The 2,596-nt window shown below is 56.6% G+C and carries 1 protein-coding gene and 1 pseudogene; both read right to left on the minus strand.

The features are described 5' to 3' along the window. Positions 1–735: 735 nt before the first annotated feature. Positions 736–1,518: pseudogene (locus ACG2LG_RS23675) on the minus strand (RHS repeat-associated core domain-containing protein); the annotation flags it as partial. Between the two features lie 27 nt (positions 1,519–1,545). Further along, positions 1,546–2,596 (minus strand): hypothetical protein (locus ACG2LG_RS23680; protein ID WP_396263312.1); only part of this gene is annotated, 1,051 nt, incomplete at its 5' end.

A 2,596-nucleotide genomic window follows, 5' to 3' on the forward strand; every position in this document is an offset into this window, starting at 1 on the left:
CAGGTCGAACCGGCCCGCCCGGATCGATCCGCTCCCTGACGCCCTCAAAACGACCTTCAAAAAACCCCTTGCCAAGCTCTGGTACTACTGACCCTGGAGACTATGACCCGCCAGGGAACGGGTGCTGCGTGGAGCGCTTACGATGAAAGCACAGAACGCGCCTTCGAGCTACACTCATCGCAAATCCACCCAACATTCTCCGTCGGGTAGTCCAGCGGAAAAAAGAAACCTGGGTGAGGGCAGTTCCGCACGACCCAATTCACGACAGAAGGCGGATAATTCTCACGATCTTTCATCTCCAGAATACCGCGTCGCATTTGTTTAGAACAATTCTCACAAATACTAAAATCTGCAAGAACTTGGCCATGGTCGAACACCCTAACTAATTCTATTCGCTCTGATCGCTGAATTCCTCCAGACAAACCACTTTTCCGCACAGACACTATGATATCCATATCCACCAATTTGCCTTGAACGGCCCCCAACCGATGGACCCCATCCGGACAGTGGATCTTTGTGCCATCTCCGATCAAAAGGCAATCACTCGAAATTGTTATGATCCTAACATCAACAAGCCTCTTCTCCTTTTCAATAATCCTCCCCCCAGCCATCTTCAGTGGGTATACATCGTGTCCCAAATGACTACATGAAGCTAGCTGGTAAATGCCAAGAACTAGCACAATTGAATACCTCATAATATTTTACCTCTTTATCAACACTACGCCGCGAATCTCTCTATTCAGACTCCCACTCTTCCGGCTTCCAATCCTGGCAACACTCAGGCTCTACCACATCATCTCTCTTCTTCCAGCTCTTGGTGCCAACCCAATTAATAATCGACCTACCGGTCACAACAACGCAACAGTTATCCTTCCACTCCCTCAATAGGATCTTCGTATCCTCATTCGCCCTTGCGTGGGCTTCGTTATCAAGGTCAGGACTCAGGTAATACTGACCATTCAGCACAGAATGGTAATTTCTGGTAGTTTTCATATCTCCCGTTCGCCAAATGACCCCGGGCGATTTGTGGCCATTTATGAATCCTTTAGCCCAATGACTATGGTAATCCTGAACACCGTGCATCTCGAGTTCGAACTGACGTTCATCACAAATATTTATCGCTTTTCTAGCTTCTGCAAAGTTTGTCGCACGATTACGAAAATGCACTCCAAGACTTCCTGGCCTTGCGCGGAACTCATCATTGTCGGCTCGATTAAAGTCAAAATCCGGTTTCTTGATCTGATTGAAGTTCACAAAATCGCTGTGTCCCTTAAAGTTGCCGTTCCTGACAAATTGCACTGCATCCTGTCCAATCTTGCCCGCGCCCGCCTGCTCTTGAGCCCATTTTGTGTTCGTTTCTGCATCGGGCCCAAAAAGACCTAAGTAATCAATAGAGTCGACGCTTCTATTTCCAGCAAATCCATACAAATTAACTCCACCCTCTTCCTCAATTGGATCTCTTGATGGCCACCGTCCTGTCACGGGGTCATACCAACGGTAACCGTAGTAGTAGAGTCCAGTTACTCCGTTGTGCTGCCAACGGGTTTATGAGCGCTTTTGAGTGGCGAAAATGGGTGACGGTTTTGGGGTTCGGGAGACGGTGACCAGGCCCTGGCAGCGGAGCCAGGCTTCCACGGCGCGACGCCAAGCGGCGCTGCGGGCGTGGTGATCGGACGTTTCCCATGGCATTCCGAGTGTGGCTTCGGCACGGGCCGAGATCCACTCGAAAATCTGTCTGCGTATGAGCGCCGAGGGCGCGAAGTGCGGGTGGTGGTGGTAGGCGGTGGCGGGGCTGATGCCGCCGAGCGAGCGGCGGCGGCGGGTGTTGCGCAGGTGGGTGACGGCGTGGACGAGTCGTGGGAGCGCGGGCTGATGGGCGATGGGCAGCGAGGGATCGAGGAGGCCGGCGAGTTCGCGCTTGAAGGCGCCGATGCCGTGTTCGATGGCGCCGTTGTAGGTGGGCTGGCAGATGGGGCTGTTGAGGGGCAGGATGCCGTATTGGGCGAGGAGTTCGTTGATGGGATCGGTGTTGAAGGGGCTGCCGTTGTCGCGCTTGAGGAAGAGCGGCGGGCCGTGGAGTTCGATGAGATGACGGAGCCATTGGAGGTTGGCGTCGGCGGATTCGGCTTCGAGGAGCAGTGGCTGGAAGTGGAAGTGGGAGGCGAGGTCGCGGGCGAGGACGGGGTGGACGCCGGGGTCCTGCGGGGAGGTGCGCAGGTGGGTGGCGTCGATGGCCCAGACGAGGTTGGGACGGTGCCAGGTGAGGTGGAGGGTGTGGTCCTTTTGGTGTTGGTGGTGGCGCTCGCGGAGTCGGGCGACCAGTGCGTCGGTGTCGCGGCGCGAGAGGCTGTCCCGGAGTGCGTCGTGGAGCTTGCCGGTCCCGGCGCTGCGGTGGTTGCCGTGGTGCAGGGCGTGGAGGTGTTCGCGGAGTCCGGCGATGGGAAGCGGGCGAGGTTTGGCGAGGCCGGGCTTGCGGCGGATGGTTTGGCCGCGGCGGTGGCGTGAGCGCCACCGCCGCAGCGTGGACTCGGGCACGGCAAGGTGGCGGGCGAGGAAGCGGGTGCCGCCGTGCGGAAGTCGCTGGCGGAGTTCCTCG

This window comes from Haloferula sp. A504 (genome assembly GCF_044385805.1).
Lineage (GTDB): Bacteria > Verrucomicrobiota > Verrucomicrobiia > Verrucomicrobiales > Akkermansiaceae > Haloferula.